Genomic DNA, 18,804 nt, shown 5'->3' on the forward strand with positions numbered 1-18,804 from the left:
TCCCATCTTCCGGATACTGAGTCGGAGACAATGGCAAGACCTGAAGCGAAGCGCTCCTATGCGGATTAGAAAGCAACCTATCGAATTCCAGCCCATGGTAAAAAGAAGTGAGACAAAAACGAGGAGCCGCAAAAGAGAGGCGGAATTCGACATCCTCGTCAACAATGCCGGGATCGGCCAGAGCGTTGCGTTGGAAGAGATTACCAAAGAAAAGCCGCTGGGTTACCGGCAAGCAGTTCGACGCGAGCCGCGGCTTCCATATATAAAAGCACGGCAAAAAGCCGACCCGAATTTTGGGGTCGGCTTTTGCTTGCATGCCGGCGTCTAGCTGCCGCCGCTGACGTGAAAGGGACAGCCGCTCCTGCCTCCTGCCGCCTCGGCGTAGAGGGGCCGCTGCGCTCCTCCGGAAGATTCCGGTTGAGCCGGGCGGGCAGCCGCACAGCCTGCGCGTGCCCAGGCTGCAGGCTGATAGTTCAGGCTTGGGCTGAGATCGTATTCCTGCATGGCGCTGTCATGCCATACCGCAGTAGCCGCAGGCGATATCGGCGGGATGAGCCAGCTCCAGCGCGCGGACACGTCTCTGCCCTGCTCCCGTTCCTGCTGCTGGAAGCGCATGAATTGATCCGCCGCCGTATGATGGTCCACGATGCTGACGCCGTCCCGCTTGAAGGAATGGAGGACGGCCAGGTTCAGCTCCACCAGCGCCCGGTCCTTCCACAACGTCGTGTTGCTGCTGCGGTCGAGGCCGAGGGCGCCGGCAACGTCGGCAAGCCTGTCGTACCGGCCGGCGTCAGCGAAATTGCGGGCGCCGATCTCCGTCTCCATATACCAGCCGTTGAACGGAGCCGCGGGATAGTGGATGCCGCCGATCTCGAGGCTCATGTCGGATATGACCGGCACAGCATACCACCGAAGCCCCAGATGATCCAAAGCAGACGTCTCGGGGTGACGGATCTCGATTTCCTGAACCAGATGCGGCGGAATCTCATACAGCTTCGGCTCCCTGGCTCCGATGCCGATGACGAGCGGCAGCACGTCGTAGTCGCCTCCGCTTCCTTTCCATCCGAGCCGCTGGCATATGGACGTAAACTCATCGGATGCCGGATCGCCGCGGCGCGGCGAAGAGCCGTCCGGCGAAGGATAACCCGCATATCGGATTAGCTGGTGGTTCCAGATGGATATCTCTTCCGAGCCTTCCGAGCGGCTGCGGAACACCGTCATGAGCGGTCGGATCCTGCCTTCAGCCCCCGCCCTCTCCAGATGGCGGAACAGGCACTCGGCCACCTCATCCTCTGTGGATGCATGGCGGGCATCGATGACTTCAAGGGAATTCCAGAACAAGCGGCCGATGCAGCGGCTGTTGTTGCGCCAGGCCGTCTTGCCGCCATAGGCCAGCTCCTCCGCCGTATGGGCATAACTGCCTGTCCGGCGTATGGCGGAGAGGACCTCCCGGATCCGCTCCTCCGCCTCCGCAGGCGGCTTGTCCCTCTCCCCGAAATACCGGCGCAGAAATGATTCCGCCTGCCGGCATAACGTGTCCATGCCCTCCATGCTGCTCATGCTGTCTATTCCCCGCTTTCGGCCAGTCTGGCCAGAATTCTCCGCTTCCGGTACAGCATTTCCGCCGCTTCGGTCACGTCCTTCAGCATCCCCCGGTTCGTATAGGCTCCGAAAAAGATGCCCGCGACGGGAATCGCCTGAAGCAGCTTTTTCAAGCCCCAGTTGTCGCGGTACACGCTGATGACCTCCCTCCATCCTTGGATGCGGGAAATCGCGGCTTGGGCGGCTTCCTCCCCGGCCGATGCCTGTCGGCTGATCTCTTCCAGAATAGCACGTTTTCCGACAATATCCGAGGATGCGAATTGCATGACCTTGACCGTGAAGATCCGCTCTTCCTTGAGCGTCGGGTCAAAGCCGTACGACAGGCCGATTTCCTGGATCGCCTTGAGCGAAAGGCCGAGCACGGCCGGAATATCCACGGCAAGCGTGAAGATTCCTCCGATGCCGGTCGTCGCGCCCTGCGCCGTCGCGAACAGCGTCCGTTCGCCGGCAAGCTTCCGGGCAGTCTCGTCCATAACCGCCAGCGAGTATGGGCCTGTCTCCGGGTCCCCGCGCTTCGCATTCGATGATGCCAGCAGCTGCCCGACCTTGCGGCCGGCGACCAGATACTTTCCGCCGTTCTGTATATATCCGCCGAGCTCGTCCAGCGCAACGCCCAGCTTCTCATGAATGATCCTGGGGGTGATCTTGTCGAGCATCTTGAACGGCAGCCGCGACAGCCGGTCCCAGATCATCAGATTTTTTTGGTCCTTTTCCCATTTCTCCACTTCAGCCAAGGCCGATTTCAATTGTGCAGCCGTCTCGAGGCCGCCTCCCGCATGAATGGACATCAGAGCCAATCCTCCTTATGTGCAACGCTTGCCTGCTGCGGACGGATCACCGGCGGACATGCCGGCGCGTCCCGCTCTCCCAACTACGGAGGAGCCGTCATCCAGGTTGCGGTTACGCTTTTTTTACCCGGAAACAAGCCTGGCAATCCATGCGGCAAGCCGGGAACCGAAAAAGCCATGCCTCAAGCCTGCGGATTCCCAGGCAAGAGACATAGCGTGTCGATGGCTGACGCTGAACGGATGCGCTCATCGCTCAAAGCGGAATCCTGTCGGCTCGAATGGCTCCCCCTAGCGGCTGAGGAGAGCGCCCTTAGGCCAGCAAGCCGGTCAGCCGGCCCTGATACAGAACCCGCAGACGGTGCAGAGCCCGCGTGCAGCCTACATACAGAAGCTTCGCGTCGGTCGGGCCGTAGGCCGCTTCGCCCGCATCGGCAATGAGCACGGCGTCGAACTCAAGGCCTTTGGACAAATAGACCGGCACGACCGTGAGGCCGCCGCCGTACGCCGGCTGGCGGGAATGGACGAGCGCCGCATCGAGGCCGGCTTCCGTGAGGATCCGGTGGATTTCGGCGCATTCGGCCTCTGTCCTCCCGATGACGGCGATCGTCTGGAACAATTTCTCTTCTTGCCACTCCCGCACCGTGTCCGCGAGCCGCATGGCCCAGTCTCCGCCGCCGCAGGCCACTTCCTCAACCGGATCGCCGCTGCGGAACACCGGGACGGCAGGCTTCACCTCGCCCGACATGCCGGCAAGCACGCGGTTGGCGAAATCGATGATTTCCATCGTGGAACGGTAGCTTCGGTCCAGCTCGTAATAACCGGTCTGCTCGGCCGCGAACAGCTCCCGATGCTGGCTCCAGCTGCCGATTCCCGCATAAGCGTGGATGCCCTGCTGCAGATCGCCGAGCACCGTCATCGACGGCTGGCGCTGGCACAGCTTGAGGGCTTCGATCTGGAACGGAGAGTAGTCCTGCGCCTCGTCGATGACGATGTGGTCATAATGCGGCAGGCCGAGTCCATGCAGGCGGATATGAAGATAGACGAGCGGAGCGAGATCCTCCTGCTCCGCTTCTCCGGCCTTGATCCGCTGCGCGGTCGCCTTGGCAAGCGCCTTGGGCAGCGCGCCGGCAGCCGTCTTGCCGTCCAGCAGAGCGCGGTATAGGGCAGGCGCGGAGTAGGACGGTATTTTCTTGGTGAAGGAAGCCAGTTTCGCGAGCGCTTTGGAGCGGATCTTTTTGTCCGTCACGCCGCGGCTTTTGAGCTCGCCTTCCAGCCAGCGGCTGATCCGGCTCGCGAGCCGGTCGCGCCGGCGCATGATGGATTCCTCGCCGTAATCGGTATGGAACCATTGACTCATCTGCTCGGGCATGAGGCGGAAGCCGGGCAGCGGCTCGAACGGCTCCGTCGGCACCATGCCGGCTTCGAGCTCCTCCAGCTTCGCCTCAAGCGCATCCTTGAAGGCAAGGCTTCCCTTCAGCAAGCCGGAAGCCTCCCGCCACTCCTCGGCCGTGTGGGGACGTTCGAACCAATATTCCATCGTATCCGCCGCAGAGCGCAGCGACACCTCGTTCTGCAGCAGCTCGACCGCCCATTCGGAGAACGTCGTCTGGACGATGTCGCCGACGCCGAGCTCCGGCAGCACGCCCGATATGTAATCGAGGAACATCCGGTTGGGAGCGAAGATGATCATCCGTTCCGAGCGGATGCGTCCGGCGTACTGATACAGCAGGAAGGCGAGGCGATGCAGCGCTACCGTCGTTTTTCCCGAACCGGCCACTCCCTGGATGAACAGGGCGAGATTTTTGTCCGCGCGGATGATCTTGTCCTGCTCCTGCTGGATCGTCGAGACGATGTCGCGAAGCTTGTTGTCCTTGCTCTCGCCGAGCCGGTAGAGCAGGAACTCGTCCGTCACGGCATCGTCCTCCTGGCCGCGCACGAAGCTGTCGACCAGCCGCAGCAGCTCTTCCCTGCGCACCATCAGGTTGCGCTTCAGATGGACCGTGCCTTCGATTTCCCCATCCGGCGATTGGTAGTTGACCGGGGCTTCCCCGCCGCTGAACGAATAGAACAGGCTCGCGACCGGAGCCCGCCAATCGATGACGAGCAGCTCATCCGATCCGGAACGGGCCACTCCGGCCTTGCCGATGTATAGAGAGTTGGGATCGGCCTTGCCTTCCTCCTGAAAGTCGATCCTGCCGAAGTAGGCTTCCTTGCGGGCCAGCTCCAGCTTTCTCTCCCGCTCCTCCCGCTGCAGATCGAGCATCTGCTCGGTGAAATCGTCGCCGGTATAGCGGGGGCCGATGCCCTTCAGCTGGACTTCGATGTCCTTCACGGCACTTTCGAGCCGCGTTTCTTCCTCTTGATAGGCACTTTGAGCATTCATGCCAGTTACCTCCTAAGGGTTGGTTTTTGGAAAAATCGAAAGGTAACTATAGCACAGAAGGCAATCTAGCAGCAATCGGAAAATATGCCTCCGCTTTCATTTTCTGCGAGGCGGAATGAAATAACCGGGCCATAGGCCCGGAATCAGTGCTGCTATAGCCATTTCAATAGGGCATACACCCAGATGGCGTCCACGACGATGAGCAAGGGAATGCCCAGCCGAAAGGAATTATGGAGCGTCTTATGCCTCCATGTCTTCATGCCCGCCCATGCGCCGGGAGCGCCGCCCAGCAGGCTGACGGCGAACAGCCTCTTCTCGGGGATGCGCCGCCTGCCCGCTCTCGCGGCTGACTTGTCGATGCCGAACATGGCGAAAGCCAGCAGGTTGGCCAGCAGCAGATAGATGGCCAGGAATGCATATGTCATAGGGGGTCCACTCCTTTCAGGAACTCATGAGAGATGCAAGCTCAGGCTGTGAAGCCAACCGCGCTTGTCGAATGGAAGGCATTGATCGCGTTGTTGGGAAGAGCGAAGATCCATCTTGCGAAAAGGACTGCATTCCGGGAAAGCGGAAGACGCTCCGATCAGGTGCCTCGAGGCTTGGCGCGGCTGGTCGCCTGCGCCTGCAGCGGGTCTTCGGGCCAGTAATGCTTCGGATACCGCACCTTGAGCTCCTTGCGCACCTCGAAATAAGCCGACGACCAGAAGCTCTCCAGATCGCGGGTGACCTGCACGGGACGCTGGGCCGGGGAGAGCAGATGGAGGACGACAGGAAGCCGTCCGCCGCCGACCTTCGGCGAATGCTTCATGCCGAATAGCTCCTGGAGCCGAACCGCCAGGAAAGGGGCCTCCGGATCGCTGTAATCGACCGGTATCCGGGAGCCGCTGGGCACAGAGAGATGAGTCGGGGCATAGTCGTCCAGCTGACGGCGCTTTTCCCAGCCGAGCAGCGCGTCCAGAGCGGCCGTCAGCTCCAGCTTCTGCAGGCCTGCGGCGCTGCGGATGCCGCCCGCATAGGGCGCGAGCCAGTGCTCCAGGCTCTCCAGCAGCGCCTCGTCGGAAGCGTCCGGCCAGTCCGGACGCATCGCATGCATCAGCCTCATGCGGGCTTGGAGCTGCCTCGACGCGCGGTTCCACGGAAGGATGCGCAGGCCAAGCTTGCGGATTCCGTCCATCAGCGCGGCTGATACCTTGACGGGATCCGGCTGCTGAAGCTGCGCCTCGCGGACCGTGATCGCGCCGAGCTTCAGCTTCTTGCGGCTGCGGACGGCTTGCGCTCCATCGTCCCAGAGGACCAGCTCCTCGGTTTCAAACAGCTCCGGCAAATGCGTCTCCAGCTCCTCGAGCTCGACGGATGCAGCAAGGTCGATCCGGCCTTCCGTGCCGGAATCATCCAGCTCGCAGACGACGAGATATTGGCATTGCGAGAGCGGCTGCGGATTCGGCAGCGCCGCCCCCCGGCCGCCGGACATCAGGAAGCGGCCGTCCGGCCTCCGCTGGGCGATGCGGTCGGGATACGCAAGCGCGAGCAGAAGGCCGCCCGGCGCTTCCGCCGCGGCGAAGCCCGGCTCGCCGCGGCGGGCGGCTTCGCCTGCCGCGCCTGTAGGCGCCCGGCGGCCGGCCGCCTCGGCGGAGCCGGCCGCCAGCTGCGCCGCCAGCGAGCGGCGCCACTGGCGCGCTTCCGCCGCGGCCTTCGCCGCAGCGGCTGCGAGCGCCGCGTCGCCTTCGCCGCGGGCTCCCGCGCGCAGCGCGGCAAGGCGCAGCCGCAGGTCGGCGCTGCGCTCGCCGCGCAGCAGATCCCGCTCGCCGAGCAGCGCGGCGAGCTCGCAGGCGGCGTCGCCCCAGCCGAGCCCGGCGGCGGCAAGCGCCATATGCGCGAGGCGCGGATGGCCGCCGAGCGCGGCCATCCGCCGGCCATGCGGCGTGATCCGCCCGTCGTCCGCGAGCGCGCCGAGCCGCTGCAGCAGCTCGCAGGCTTGCCCATAGGCAGCGGCCGGCGGCTCGTCGAGCCAGTCCAGCTCAGCGGGATCATGGACGCCCCAGGCCGCCAGCTCCAGCGCAAGCGGAGCCAGATCCGCCTCCATCAGCTCCGGCGTGGCGAAAGGCGGCAAATGGCGATGCGCTTCCTCGCCCCACAGCCGCCAGCAAGCTCCAGGCGCCGTGCGGCCAGCCCGGCCGCGCCGCTGATCGGCGGAGGCGCGCGATACCGGCTCCGTCTCCATCCGCGTCATGCCCGTGCGCGGCGAGAACTTCGGCACGCGAGCAAGGCCCGCGTCCACGACCGCGCGCACGCCTGCAACGGTCAAGCTGGACTCGGCGATGCCGGTCGCCAGCACGATCTTGCGGCTCCCCGGCGGGCATGGCGCGACGGCGTCGTCCTGCTCGCGCAGCGGCATGCTTCCATGCAGTTGGCGCAGAGCCGTTCCCTCCGGCAAGCCCATCCGGCGCAGCGCGTCTCCCGTCCTCCGGATCTCGGCCATGCCCGGCAGGAAGACGAGCACGTCGCCCTCCTGCTGCCGCAGCGCTTCCATCACGGCTGCGGCAGCATCCTGCTCCAGCCTGGAGCTGCTTCCTCGCGGCCGGTAGAACGTCTCGACCGGATATTGGCGCCCTTCGCTGAGAATGACCGGCGCTCCTCCGAGAAGCTCCGACACCTTCCCTGCCGCAAGCGTCGCCGACATGACGAGCAGCCTCAGGTCTTCCCTCAGCAAGGAAGCCGACTGCAGGCATAGGGCAAGACCGAGATCGCTGCTGAGATGCCGCTCATGGAACTCGTCGAAGATAACGGCCCCGTAAGCCTCGAGAGCCGGATCCTCCTGCAGCATGCGAGTCAGCACGCCTTCCGTCACGACCTCGATCCTAGTACCCGGGCCTACCTTCGTCTCCAGCCTGACCCGGTAGCCGACCGTCTCCCCCGCGCTCTCCCCGAGGAAGCGCGCCATGTACGCAGCAGCCGAGCGCGCAGCCAGCCTGCGCGGCTCCAGCATGAGCAGCTTGCGCCCTTCCAGCCAGCGGCTCTTCAGCAAGGCGAGCGGAACGCGGGTCGTCTTGCCCGCTCCAGGCTGGGCGACCAGCACGGCGCGCGTACCGGAATCCAGCGCTTCCAGCAGCTCCGGCATCACTTCGTCTATGGGCAGTCTATCTGCCTCTGCCATGGAATTCCCTCCGGTTTCTATCGAGATGTACGGACTCTACTCTACCACACCGGAAGCCCTTGGCGCCAAGCCGTCGGCTCGGAATTCACTCCGAGATAGGCGCCTTCTCGAGTCAGCCGGCATTCCAGCGGCGGCGCCGAATCTCTGCTTGGTGCACACAAGGCGCAGCATGCCTGTCAGCGGAGTGTCATGCATCCTCCATGCCGCCGACAACAAAAGCCGCCCCGGCGGGACGGCTCAACCTTCAAGGCTTATAGTTTAAAACCTCAAAACTCTGCAGCTCAACGCTCCAGAAGTTCAACAGTCCAGAAATTCCAGTCACTCACCTCTCCAGGACTTAACCTTCCAAAGCTTCATAACGGCTAAATAGATTTCCTCCTGCAAGGAATTTCCCGTCAATTCCCAGCTGCGAGCAGCGCATCGTCCAGCAGCGCCTGTCCCCGCTTCTGGATTTTGGCCGCCGCCTGCGCTGCCGTCTGGCTTCCCTTTGCGGCGGCGGATATTTCTTCGTTTTTCAGCTCCGTATACACGCCGTCGAATTCCAGCATTTTCGGACCGTTCCATCCTTGCGGAGTATTGAGGAGCTGCGGATATATGTAAGGCTCAAGCCCGAACAGCTTGTCCAGCAGCGGGTCGCCCTTCAATCGGGGGTAGGCAGCGATCGGGACCGGCGCGTACCCCAGCTTGATTTTGGCTTTGGCGATATGCTCGCTGAGCATGAGCCGGATGATCTTCCATGCCTCCTGCTTGTGTTCGGACGAACGCGGTATGGACATGATCTGGCCGGCGCTGATGTAAGCGCTGCGGCTCCGATCCCGGGACAAGACCGGCGGCGTCGCCTCTCCGGTCTCGAATTCGTACGGCTGGCCGCCGTAATTTTCGAGCGTCATCGCCGCTCTGCCTTTGGCGAACTGCTCCCCCGCCTCGACCGCTTCCTTATCATACACCTTGACGCCGTTCACGAGCTTCGCCCGGTCTTCCTCCAGAGACAAGGATCCGTTCCGGTACAGCTGCACGATCTTGTCCAGGACCGAGCCCATCTCGGGACTATTCCATAATAGCTTGGTGCCGTCCGGGCTCAGATCCGACATGCCTTCGCTATAGAGATAAGAGCCGACCAGATCGGAAGGCGTATGATTGACTCCCATATGCAGGCCGCTCACAGGCTTCCCGCCAACCTTCGTGCCATCGAAGCGGCCAGCCAGCTCGTACACCTCTTCGATGCTCATTCCGTCCCGGGGCGTTTCGACCCCCGCCTTCTCAAACAGTTCCTTGTTGTAGCGGAGAACGCTGAAGGTGACTTCCGGCGAAAGTCCAAACAGCTTGCCGCCTCCCGCCGCGCTCAGCATATCCGGCATTCCGCCGTAAAGATCATCCTTGCGGAGACTGGACGCTTTCATGTAGGGAGTTAGATCCTCCAGCAGCTGCTTGCCACCCAGCTGGGAATAGAAGACATCCCATGTCAGGAGCAGATCCGGCTTTTGCTCCTTCAACACCTTTTCGTACATCTCGGGGGTGAGGGAGCTCGTGTAATCGGGGTTCATTTCCACCACCTCGACAGACAGCTCCGGATAGGCGGCTTCGATGTAATCCCGGTACATGGCGTCGAATTGGCTTTTGCTGTCGGCGACGACCTTGATGCTCGGGCGCGGAGCCGGGCCTGCGGAGGAGCTGCTGCATCCAGCGATGGCGCCGGAGCCGATCAAGGCGGCGATCAACGGCGCGGCTGTCCAAAAACGTCTAGTCCTCGCCACGGACGATCCCCTCCTTGATCAAATTCCTTTCCAGAGCGATCAGATTCCTCGCCAAAACGTTCTCGATCAGTCGGAGCGCCTCCTCGGAGGACAGCTTTCCTTGCGACCATTGTTTCATCTGCGGTCCGTACTCGATCGAAAGATAGCCAAGATAGCTGTCGCCATCGTACACAGGCAAGCTGTTCTCGTTCAGCTTTTTCGAGCCGCTCTCCGTATAAAAAGCCTTCCACCGCTCCTCCTGCTGGCTCTTCATCGCCTCCTCGAAAACCGGCATATCCATCGAATTGTCGGTATTCTTTTCCGTTTTGGACATGAGCACCGCCGCCTTCACCAGCTCCCAAGCGGCGTCCTTGTTCACGCTTTTGGCGTTGATGACGTAGATCTGGCTCATGTCCAGCAGATCAGACGCATTGACGGAGTTGATGTTTTGCTCGTAAGGCAACGTTTTCCAGTTCCTTTTGACGGCTTCGCTTTTCACTCCGGCCACGGACGGACGCTCGATCTCCGTTGAGGCGAGCTGACTGTAGAAAGACGTATCGCCGAAGCGCATAGCCGCTTTCCCGCCGCCGAACAAGTCGTTCTGCACGACCTCGCTCATCGGAATGCCTTTTCTGCCGCCAAAATCCAGATCAGGAGAGGGAGCGATCCATCCTTCGCGGAAGCCAGCCGCAACCTGGTCGAACAGCTTGATCCACCCTTTGCCGGACAAGGCCGAATACGAGCTCTGGAGCATGGGATCGCCACCATACAGCTGGAGGCCGCTGGCCTGGCCGAGCTTCAGCGCCGTCTCCGCCGGATTCCCGTTATCCCTCGTATCCGTTGCAAGTCCCGTCGTCCCGGTACCCTCGAAGCGTTTGGCGGTCTCAAGAATTTCCTGCACCGTTGCGCCTTCCCTCGGAAGCGGCACCCCGTTCTTCGCGAACAGATCCGGATTGACGAACAGCACTCTGGAGCTGAATTCCCCCGCCAGCCCTTGCAGCTCTCCGCCTCCGACGGCCTTGAGAGCATCCAGCACAGGCGCGTGCATATTGCTGAGATCAAGCTTGTCCTTGAGGATGTAAGGCTCCAGCGGGAGAATCCTTCGTTCGGCGGCCAGCTGCCTGTAAATGGCCGTCGGGACGACAAGCACATCCTCTCCTCGATCGAGAGCGCTCCGGTAGTCCGCCAAGCTCCTGCTCTTGCCGTCCCAGAGCCCGCTCATGCTGATGTCAACGGATGGATGGCGGATGATGAATTGCCGCTTCAGCGTATCGACGTTCATGCTGCTGCCGCCATACACCTTCAAGGTAAACTCCTTGTCCGCGAAGGCGTCGTCCGACAACGCTCCGATCCCTTCCGCCTGCAGCGGCTGCCGGACGTCTCCGAATCTCCACAGCCCGACGACGAGCACAGCCGCCGCTGCCAGCGGCAGCACCCTCAGCCATGCTTTCCGGCTTTTCTTTTTTTCCATCGCGACCCGCTCCCTCACTTTGCGTTCAAGTTCCGAGGTGAACCCGTTCGCGACCGGCAAGGAGCCGGACAATGACTTCTCCCAATGGTTCATATCCACTCGCCCCCCACATTCAGAGCTTCGCTAGCCGATACTTTGCGGTTCATGGCCGCCCGTGCCCGATGAAGCCGCGATTTCACGGTTCCTTTGGCGACGCCGAGCAGCCCGGCCGTCTCTTCCATGGTCATCCCGTAGTGACAGACCAGCAGCAGCGGCTCCCTCAGCTTCAGCGGCAGGCTGAGCACCGCATGCCACACTTCTTCGCTTTGAAGCTTCCGCAGCAGCTCTTTTTCGGCGGAAGGATGAGAAGGGCCGCCAGGCAGAAAATCCAGCAGCATCACCTTGCGTACCCAGGAGGATCGCATATGGTCAAGCGCAGCATGCCGGGTAATCGTCAAAATCCACGTCTTGACCGAGCTCTGCCCCCTGAACTCGGGAAGCTTCTCATACACTTTGAGAAAGACATCCTGGGCGATGTCGTCAGCCAGATCCCGGTTCCGGGTAAGCATGAGCGCAAAGTTCCAGACGTCCTTGCCATACGCCTTCATGAGCTGATCCAGCGCAGAGCCCGCATTGTACTCCGGGGCCGTGTATTGCAAATAATCGAATTCCAATAGGTTCACCTCGGGTAAGTGGACGGGAAAGGAAAGAAATGGTTCCCTTTATTTTCTGCTTCTTTCCCTATCCTATCGAAAGCTGCCGAAAAAAGGGGGATTTAATGGAAAAAGGCTCCTTTCCGGATGGAAAGAAGCCGCCTTGCTTGATCATGGATGGCGAGCATGAACATTCGGCAAAGGCTCGCCGCCGGCATGAGGTCCATTTTTAGGCATGAACCGCAATTCTGTGGTGTCTGCATTCAGTCGAACCACCCCTTGCGCCTGAACCAGGCGAACATGGCCAGCGCGATCAGCCCCATCGCTCCCAGCACGATGAAGTAGCCGTAGCGGAACTCCAGCTCTGGCATCTTGACGAAGTTCATCCCGTACACGCCTGCGATGAAGGTCAGCGGCATGAAGATCGTCGTAATGACCGTGAGCGTCTTCATGATGCCGTTCATCCGATTGGAATTGTAGCTCATGAAGCTGTCGCGCAGGTCGGCCGTCATCTCGCGGCAGGCTTCCAGCGTCTCGGTCTGCTTCAGCAGATGGTCGTAGATGTCCAGATAGAACGCTTTGAAGTCCTTGAAGCTCGGAAGAGCTTCCGTGGAAGTGAGGCGGTAGAGCAGATCTCTCATCGGCACAATCGTCTTGCGCAGCTTCAGCAGCTTGGCCCTTATTGTGAAGATCTCGTCCATGCCGGATTGCTTCAAGTAGCCGGAGCTGTTGAGATCGGCGTCGAGGAGCTGGTCCTCGATGCCGTATACGGCGGGAAAATACCGGTCGACCAGCTTGTCCGTCACGCTGTAGGCTGCGAGCAGATGGCCCTTGCCGGGATGCTTCGGATGAATGGCGAGCGTCTCCCAGGCCTCGTCGACTTCTTGCGACTGGGCAAAATGAAACGTCACCGCGTAGTTCGATCCGAGAAACAGATTCACCTCGTCGACATGCAGCGTCTCTGGAATAAGCGCATGCATGACGAAGAAATGGACATCCTCGTAGTGGTCCACTTTGGGCCTTTGCAGCAGGTGAAGGCAGTCCTCGATCGCCAGAGGATGGAAATGGAATCGTTCGTCCAGCAAGGAAATCTCCTCCGCGCTCGGCCGGTCCATGTCCACCCAGTACCACACCGCCTCCATCGCATCGAGATCGTCCAGGCTTATATTCTTATGCACTTTTTTGGCCGCATCCATCGCCATGACTCGAATCATCTGTGTATTCCTCTCTATGCGAATCCCGCTTTCGGGATCTATGCCTTCCGGCTTTTGTGAGTCATTGCTACTTTACCTGATTTGGCATCCACGCTTCCAGCCTTTTCAGCCGCAGCTTCTATCCCCGGCCGGCCTCCATGATCAGCCGTTCCCGCTGCCGCTGGAGAGCGGACAGCTCCGACTCCTGACGAGTCCGGTCCCCATCAAGCGAACGGTACAGAGCGCGGGTTTCGACGAGCAGCTCGCGGGTATTTTCCCTGGAAGCCGTTATCTTGCTCTGCACGAACCAGTCCATCAGAAATCCGTCCAGCAAATAATCGCCCAGCCTGGCTCCGCTGCCGACCGGAATGCGGTACGCTTCTTCGCGCCCAAGATCGTTCAGCTCGGATTCCAGCCTTTTTGCTGCGCTGCGTGCGGCCCCCAGAGCTTCCTGGGCTTCGTCCATCCTCCGATGCTTGATATGCGTGGATATCATGCCTCCTCCAAGCATATCGTAGGTGCCCCAGTTGGAAGCCGACTCGAGGCTGGACAGCGCCTGCTGCAGCTTGCCGTTCAGATCGGAGCAGGCCGTACATGCTTCACGAAGCTCGGCCAGCAGGCTCGTTTTCCCGGCCAGCTCCGTATCCAGCCTCTCCAGCTCCTCCTTCGCTTCCGGAACGCGCAGCCGGATCAGCTCCTCCTTCCTTTGCTTCAGGACGGGAAGCATGCGGGCGGGGCCGATGTACTCCGCCAGCTTGAGGCCGACTTCCGAAAGTCCGGATTTCAACCTGTCCAGCTGCTCCTTGGCTTCCTTCAAGCGGAACAGGGCCTCGGCCGCCTCCTGCCGCTCCAGCTCCCGCTGCTCTTCAAGACCTCCCGTCAACTTGAGCCATAACGCGCTCCAGCCAAGGCGGGACAGCTGCTCCACATCCTCATGCTCTTTGCGGCTGATATCCTCCAGCTCGAAAATTTTGCGCTCCATAGCGAAAATATCCTGGCGCAGCTTGTCCCTGCGCTTCTCGTGAAAGGCAAGCTCGGCTGCGGCGCGCTCCGCTTCCTCCAGCTGCTTCGTCAGGCTTCGAAGCTCGCTGTCCGTTCCCGCTTCTGGCAGGCGGTTGAAATCAGCGCTCTTATCGGTCATTGTTCCCGCTTCCTCCTCCGGCATTCCCGGCCTTCCTCGCCCGCTGGCATCCCGGCTATGAACAAGGATGAAAAATTCTATGTATGGAATGGCCCGGTTTCCTATGTAAATGATTTTGCTTGGCACGCCTGGCTCCAATGAACTCCAGAGCTTGCTTGGCATGCCTGGCTCCAATGAACTCCAGAGCTTGCTTGGCATGCCTGGCTCCAAATGAACTCCAGAGCTTGCTTGGCATGCCTGGCTCTAAATGAACTCCAGGCCTTGCTTGGCATGGCCGACTTAAACTGCACGCCAGGCCTTGGCAAGGTCTGACTCCAACTGCTCGCCGGGCCTTGCCGGCATGCCCTGATTGCCATGCATACGAAGCTATGGTTCAAAAAGCCTTATCCAGCTCGGCCGAATTCATTCCCTGCCATTGTGCGACCGCGGCGGCTAATGCTATTATACCAAGCATAATCGGACTTGGCCGCCTTAATTGACGGCATAAGCACGCAAGGCAAGGAGAAGTGATGAAATGGCTGCCACAATCGGAAGATTCGCTCCGACCCCGTCGGGACTCATGCATCTGGGCAATGCGAGGACCGCCCTCCTGGCATGGCTGCAAATAAGAGCCCAAGGAGGAACGTTCCTATTGCGGATGGAGGACATCGACGGCCCTCGCTCCAGATCACAGTACGCGGAAGCGGCGCTGACGGATCTGCGCTGGCTCGGCATCGACTGGGACGAAGGCCCGGACATCGGCGGCGCCCGCGGACCGTACACGCAGAGCGAGCGGCTTCCTCTCTACCGGGAAGCTCTGGACAAGCTGGCGGCTCGGGGAATGCTCTACCCTTGCTATTGCAGCCGTGCGGAGCTCGCCTCCGTCGCCAGCGCTCCTCATGGCCTCTCGTCGGAAGGCCCCGCCTATCCGGGAACATGCAGGCATCTTGGCGAGGCGCAGAGGCAGGAGCGCGGCAAGGCCAAAGAGCCTTCGCTGAGGATGGCCGTCGATGCCGAGCGCGTCGTGTCGTTCGAAGACTTGGCCGCAGGACATCAGCATACGGCTCCGGGCGCAGGAGGCGACTTCGTCGTCCGGCGGGCGGACGGCATCTTCAGCTATCAGCTGGCCGTAACGGTGGACGATGCCCTGATGGGCGTGACTGATGTGCTGCGCGGGAGCGATCTGCTGGACTCCACTCCCCGCCAGCTGCTGCTCTATGAAGCGCTCGGCTTCGCTCCTCCCCGGTTCGCCCATGTTCCGCTGCTGATGGGACCGGACGGCAAGCGGCTGGCCAAGCGCCATGGCGGCATCTCCCTGTCCGCCATCCGGGAATCAGGCGCCAGGCCGGAAGCGGTCGTCGGCCTGCTCGCCTACTGGAGCGGCCTTCAGGACCGCCCGGAAGCCCTCGCCGCCCGCGAGCTGGCGCCGGCCTTCCGCCTGGAGAATGTCCCCGCGGCGCCTGTCGTCGTGCGCGAGGAGGACCTGCGGCTGATCGCAATTCCGTAACCATACCTGCGGTCTAATGACTGCCGCATAAAATGAAGGAATCAACCATGCGGCGAAACGTTCGCTAAGCCTGCTCCGGAAGCTCGACGGGCAGGACGACAGCCCCTTTTTCAAACCGCTTCCGCAGAGCCTGCCGCCAATCCGATCCGAGAGCTTCCACGGCAAGCACCCGTTCCGCCTTGGCGCTCCAGTCCGAAGATCGGTCGTAGAAGACATCGAAGGCTTCCTTCACCGTCACCTGCAGCGGATGCCGCTGCAGCTCGACCGCGTTGCCGGCCTCGACCGCGCCTTCCTCCAGAACCCGCAGATAATACCCCCCATACCCGGTTTCCTTCACCCATAGAGGAAGCTTGGGCTGATTCAGCCACACTCCCAGCTTGTAGCAGGGCTGGCGGGGCTCCGTCACCTCCAGCAGGGCCGCTCCGATGCGCAGCTTGTCCCCGATGCACACGAATTCTTCATGCAGGCCGGCCACGGTCAAGTTCTCTCCGAACAAACCCGGCCTGCTTTCGATTCCGAGCTTGTTCTCCCAATAAGGATAACGGTCGGCCGAGAACATGAGCACCGCCTTGTCCGGACCTCCGTGGACGGAAGGCTCTGCCTGGGAGTCGCCGTCGACTTGGCGGAAGCGAACCGTCACCGCGCCGGAGCGCGGCGTCTTGTTGATGGCGGATAAGACCGAGCGCCCTTTGAAATCGAGACGCTGCGGCCGGCCTGTCTGGATGGAGATGAGATATCCCGCCGCGTGCTCTGTTTTCATGCCGCTTCCTCCTTCCCAAAAGGGGATTCAATGCCGATAGACTGGCGTGCCTGCTATAAACCGAATGATATTACCCCTGAAAGTCATGGTCCAATCGGCCTCCTCCGCCTCAGCGGTTCGACAGCAGCCGGCTGATGCCTCCCGACAGCCGCAGCGAATTGGCGACGACGGTCACCGAGCTGAGCGCCATCGCGGCGCCGGCCATCCACGGCTCCAGCAGGCCGAGCGCAGCCACCGGGACCATGACGGCATTGTAGAGAAACGCGAACGCCAGATTCTGCCGAATATTGCGCACCGTCAGCCGGCTGACTCCGATCGCGTCCCGAATTCCGGTCAGGCTCGGCCTCAGCAGCGTAATATGCCCGGCGTCAAGAGCGGCGTCCGTGCCGTCTCCCATGGCGAATCCAGCGTCGGAGGCTGCCAGAGCCGGAGCGTCGTTCCAGCCGTCGCCCGCCATGGCCACGACGCGTCCTTGCTTCTGGAGCGAGCGGATCAGCTCCAGCTTGCCTTCCGGAAGCATGCCGGACTTCACCTTGCGGATGCCGGCTTCGCGCGCCGCGGCGGCGGCCGGACCGGAGCTGTCCCCGGTAGCGAGCACAAGCTCCAGCCCATCCTGCCGCAGCGCTTCGACGGCACGAGCCGATGATGGGCGGAGCCGATCGCCGAGCGCGACCGCCCCGATGCATGTACCCTCCAGCGAGACGAACAGCACCGTCTCTCCGGACTCCTCCCGCGCCTGCGCGAATGAAGCGGCTTCCCCCATGCCCTGCCAGCGCTCCTGCGCTGCGAGCTGCCTGCCCCCGATGGCGGCCCGTCCTTCCGTACAGGTCGCCGCCGCCCCGAACCCGGGCCATTCGAGAGCTTGCTCCACGGCCGGAATGACGATTCCCCGCTTGCGCGCTTCCCCTCGGATGGACAGGGCATAAGGATGGCGCGAATCTCCTTCTGCCGCGGCGGCCAGGCGCAGCACGGCAGCCGGGCCGAAGCCGGTAGCGGGAGCATGGACGGCCGTCACGCCGGGACGCCCTTCCGTAAGCGTGCCTGTCTTGTCCAGCAGGACGGTATCCAGCTGGGCCAGACGTTCCAGCGCGCCCGCCTCCTTCAGCACGATCCCTTGGCGGGCCAGCTTGCCGGATGCGATGACCAGAGAGATCGGCGTAGCGAGTCCAAGCGCGCAAGGACAGGCGACGAGCAGCACCGACAGCGCGCTCAGCATCGCGCTGCGCAGGCTGTCGCCGCTTCCGGAGAGAAGCCAGCCAACGAACGTGAGCGCGGCAAGCAGCAGCATGACGGGAACGAACCGGGCCGACCAGGCATCCACCTTCTTCTGGATTCCCGTCTTCGCTGCCTGGGCTTGGCGGAGCAGCGCGCCGATCCGGCTGAGCATCGTGCCTTCTCCGGTCTTCTCCGTCCGGATTCGCAGCGTATCGCCGCGATTGAACGTGCCTGCCCATACGAGGCTGCCCGGAAGCTTGGGCACCGGGCGGCTCTCTCCCGTGAGCAGCGACTCGTCCGCTTCCGAGTGGCCGCCGGTGACGATGCCGTCGACCGGAATCAGCTCGCCGGGACCGACGAGCACGATGTCCCCGTCGCGGACGCTTTCGGCCGGAATGCGGCTGATTTCATCGGCTCTTTGGACCGTGACGTCGCGCGAAGCCAGCTTGGCATACCCGTCGCTTTCGCGAAGCGCCCTGGCGCTGGAGCGAGATTCCATGTATTTGCCTAGAAGCACCGCCGTAATGACGATGGCCCCGGTGTCGAAGTAGACGGGAAGAAGAGCTCCATGTCCTTCCCCTGTGCTGGCAGCGCCGCGGATTCCCTGGGTGAAGACGATATAATGGCTGTACAGATACGCCGATGACGTCCCGATCACGACCAGAACGTCCATGTTGGCCGTCCGTTCGCGGAGCGCGCTCCAGGCGTTGAGGTAAAAAGGAAGCCCGATCCATAGCTGGATGATGGTCGCCAAAGCAAGCTGGACCCATGCATTGCTCACCAGCGCCGGAACCGGAACGCCGCCCAGCCAGCTGTAATGCGAGACCATCGCCCACAAGAGCGGAACGGACAGCAGCAGCGACAGCAGCGAGCGGTTCCGCAATTCCGCCATTTCCTTCATATGGCTTGTCCGGTCTCCCGGCTCGGATGTCGCGAAGCCAAGCTGGCGGACTCTTTCCTTGATGGCATCCGGCTGCTGCCTGCCGGCCTCATACCGGATCCAGGCCATGCGGGATGCATAGCTGACGGAAGCTTCCGTCACTCCTTCCATCTTGGCCAGCGCCCGCTCGATCCTTGCCGCGCAGGCGGTGCAGCTCATGCCCTGGATGCCGAGATCCAGCGCGGCCGTCGTTCCTTCGTTCATCCCGGCGCTCCTCCCTTGCCGATAGCTAGATTCATAGAACCGTCCCTATCAACTATATGGCTGCCGCCGGTCCTTCATTCCTTTCCGATTCAGTATTTGCGG

General features: G+C 61.9%; 14 protein-coding genes. 2 read left to right on the top strand and 12 right to left on the bottom strand.

Going from position 1 to position 18,804, the window contains the following annotated elements:
- The first annotated feature begins 58 nt into the window (after positions 1 to 58).
- Positions 59 to 328, top strand: coding sequence for a hypothetical protein (locus tag AC06G8_RS12335; RefSeq protein WP_447664236.1), 270 nt, complete (start codon positions 59 to 61; stop codon positions 326 to 328).
- On the opposite strand, the gene AC06G8_RS12340 is transcribed toward AC06G8_RS12335, so the two are convergent.
- The 10 genes from AC06G8_RS12340 to AC06G8_RS12385 all read right to left on the bottom strand — a co-directional run bounded on the left by AC06G8_RS12340 (position 325) and on the right by AC06G8_RS12385 (position 14,097).
- Complete coding sequence (locus AC06G8_RS12340) at positions 325 to 1,551, bottom strand: nitric oxide synthase oxygenase (RefSeq protein WP_447664252.1); 1,227 nt, start codon at positions 1,549 to 1,551, stop codon at positions 325 to 327. The two genes, AC06G8_RS12335 and AC06G8_RS12340, sit on opposite strands and share 4 nt — an antisense overlap.
- 14 nt (positions 1,552 to 1,565) lie before the next feature.
- Positions 1,566 to 2,390, bottom strand: a complete 825-nt coding sequence (locus tag AC06G8_RS12345) for an EcsC family protein (RefSeq protein ID WP_447664237.1) — start codon at positions 2,388 to 2,390, stop codon at positions 1,566 to 1,568.
- A gap of 310 nt (positions 2,391 to 2,700) precedes the next feature.
- Positions 2,701 to 4,773, bottom strand: coding sequence for a HelD family protein (locus tag AC06G8_RS12350; protein ID WP_447664238.1), 2,073 nt, complete (start codon positions 4,771 to 4,773; stop codon positions 2,701 to 2,703).
- Positions 4,774 to 4,925: 152 nt separating this feature from the next.
- Entirely contained in the window at positions 4,926 to 5,198 is a 273-nt protein-coding gene (locus tag AC06G8_RS12355; RefSeq protein WP_447664239.1) for a DUF1294 domain-containing protein, read from the bottom strand.
- A gap of 158 nt (positions 5,199 to 5,356) precedes the next feature.
- Positions 5,357 to 7,927 carry an ATP-dependent helicase HrpB gene (gene hrpB / locus AC06G8_RS12360; RefSeq protein WP_480283014.1) on the bottom strand — a complete coding sequence of 857 codons (2,571 nt, stop codon included), beginning with the start codon at positions 7,925 to 7,927 and terminating at the stop codon, positions 5,357 to 5,359.
- Between the two features lie 395 nt (positions 7,928 to 8,322).
- Positions 8,323 to 9,681, bottom strand: a complete 1,359-nt coding sequence (locus AC06G8_RS12365) for an ABC transporter substrate-binding protein (RefSeq protein ID WP_480283015.1) — start codon at positions 9,679 to 9,681, stop codon at positions 8,323 to 8,325.
- A complete protein-coding gene (locus AC06G8_RS12370) occupies positions 9,668 to 11,224 on the bottom strand; it encodes an ABC transporter substrate-binding protein (protein ID WP_480283016.1) in 1,557 nt (518 codons plus the stop codon). Before AC06G8_RS12370 ends, AC06G8_RS12365 begins: the two co-directional genes overlap by 14 nt.
- Positions 11,221 to 11,784, bottom strand: coding sequence for an RNA polymerase sigma factor (locus tag AC06G8_RS12375; RefSeq protein ID WP_076355475.1), 564 nt, complete (start codon positions 11,782 to 11,784; stop codon positions 11,221 to 11,223). The genes AC06G8_RS12370 and AC06G8_RS12375 overlap by 4 nt, the downstream gene beginning before the upstream one ends.
- Before the next feature lie 242 nt (positions 11,785 to 12,026).
- Complete coding sequence (corA, locus tag AC06G8_RS12380) at positions 12,027 to 12,977, bottom strand: magnesium/cobalt transporter CorA (RefSeq protein ID WP_480283017.1); 951 nt, start codon at positions 12,975 to 12,977, stop codon at positions 12,027 to 12,029.
- 118 nt (positions 12,978 to 13,095) lie between these two features.
- On the bottom strand, positions 13,096 to 14,097 hold the full coding sequence (locus tag AC06G8_RS12385; protein WP_447661087.1) for a hypothetical protein: 1,002 nt from the start codon (positions 14,095 to 14,097) through the stop codon (positions 13,096 to 13,098).
- 514 nt (positions 14,098 to 14,611) lie between these two features.
- Between AC06G8_RS12385 and gluQRS the strand changes: the two genes are divergently transcribed.
- Complete coding sequence (gluQRS, locus tag AC06G8_RS12390; protein WP_480283018.1) at positions 14,612 to 15,583, top strand: tRNA glutamyl-Q(34) synthetase GluQRS; 972 nt, start codon at positions 14,612 to 14,614, stop codon at positions 15,581 to 15,583.
- A gap of 64 nt (positions 15,584 to 15,647) precedes the next feature.
- Here gluQRS and AC06G8_RS12395 read toward each other — a convergent pair whose 3' ends face one another.
- Together AC06G8_RS12395 and AC06G8_RS12400 are read right to left on the bottom strand one after the other, a co-directional pair.
- Positions 15,648 to 16,343, bottom strand: coding sequence for an MOSC domain-containing protein (locus tag AC06G8_RS12395; RefSeq protein ID WP_480283019.1), 696 nt, complete (start codon positions 16,341 to 16,343; stop codon positions 15,648 to 15,650).
- 109 nt (positions 16,344 to 16,452) lie between these two features.
- Positions 16,453 to 18,702 carry a heavy metal translocating P-type ATPase gene (locus AC06G8_RS12400; RefSeq protein WP_480283020.1) on the bottom strand — a complete coding sequence of 750 codons (2,250 nt, stop codon included), beginning with the start codon at positions 18,700 to 18,702 and terminating at the stop codon, positions 16,453 to 16,455.
- Positions 18,703 to 18,804: the final 102 nt, after the last annotated feature.

This window comes from Paenibacillus sp. SJS-P3 (assembly GCF_056711585.1).

Bases quoted from the DNA above. Each gene is read 5' to 3' on its own strand.
- AC06G8_RS12335 (WP_447664236.1), top strand. From the start codon at position 59: ATGCGGATTAGAAAGCAACCTATCGAATTCCAGCCCATGGTAAAAAGA.
- AC06G8_RS12340 (WP_447664252.1), bottom strand. From the start codon at position 1,551: ATGGAGGGCATGGACACGTTATGCCGGCAGGCGGAATCATTTCTGCGC.
- AC06G8_RS12345 (WP_447664237.1), bottom strand. From the start codon at position 2,390: ATGTCCATTCATGCGGGAGGCGGCCTCGAGACGGCTGCACAATTGAAA.
- AC06G8_RS12350 (WP_447664238.1), bottom strand. From the start codon at position 4,773: ATGAATGCTCAAAGTGCCTATCAAGAGGAAGAAACGCGGCTCGAAAGT.
- AC06G8_RS12355 (WP_447664239.1), bottom strand. From the start codon at position 5,198: ATGACATATGCATTCCTGGCCATCTATCTGCTGCTGGCCAACCTGCTG.
- hrpB (WP_480283014.1), bottom strand. From the start codon at position 7,927: ATGGCAGAGGCAGATAGACTGCCCATAGACGAAGTGATGCCGGAGCTG.
- AC06G8_RS12370 (WP_480283016.1), bottom strand. From the start codon at position 11,224: ATGAACCATTGGGAGAAGTCATTGTCCGGCTCCTTGCCGGTCGCGAAC.
- corA (WP_480283017.1), bottom strand. From the start codon at position 12,977: ATGATTCGAGTCATGGCGATGGATGCGGCCAAAAAAGTGCATAAGAAT.
- AC06G8_RS12385 (WP_447661087.1), bottom strand. From the start codon at position 14,097: ATGACCGATAAGAGCGCTGATTTCAACCGCCTGCCAGAAGCGGGAACG.
- gluQRS (WP_480283018.1), top strand. From the start codon at position 14,612: ATGGCTGCCACAATCGGAAGATTCGCTCCGACCCCGTCGGGACTCATG.
- AC06G8_RS12395 (WP_480283019.1), bottom strand. From the start codon at position 16,343: ATGAAAACAGAGCACGCGGCGGGATATCTCATCTCCATCCAGACAGGC.
- AC06G8_RS12400 (WP_480283020.1), bottom strand. From the start codon at position 18,702: ATGAACGAAGGAACGACGGCCGCGCTGGATCTCGGCATCCAGGGCATG.